Raw genomic sequence first — 346 nt, 5'->3', positions numbered from 1 at the left:
AGCAACAGCATTAACAAGCGGAACTTATTATGCGGCTTTAGCTGATGCGGCTACAGGCTGTGAAAGTGCAGTAAGGTTAGCAGTAACAATCAGCGTGACTGATCCAGGAACGCCTACGACTACAGATGCTACACAGGATTTCTGTCAGGTAAATGCACCGACATTTGCGAGCATTCAGACAAATGAAACAAATGTTGTATGGTATAATGCTTCAACAGGCGGAACAGCAATTCCCGCAGCAACAGCATTAACAAGCGGCACTTATTATGCGGCATTAGCTGATGCAGCTACAGGATGTGAAAGTTCAATTAGATTGGCAGTAACATTTTGTCTCACATATACAGCT

At 43.9% G+C, this 346-nt stretch carries 1 pseudogene; it reads left to right on the top strand.

Annotated features, from left to right (window positions below):
- Window positions 1-346: pseudogene (locus tag OD917_RS22550) on the top strand (gliding motility-associated C-terminal domain-containing protein); the annotation flags it as partial.

The sequence above is a fragment of the Flavobacterium sp. SH_e genome, from assembly GCF_025717045.1.
GTDB lineage: Bacteria > Bacteroidota > Bacteroidia > Flavobacteriales > Flavobacteriaceae > Flavobacterium.
Note: the sequence above shows the minus strand (reverse complement) of the source record. Positions and strands in the feature narration are given on the sequence as shown.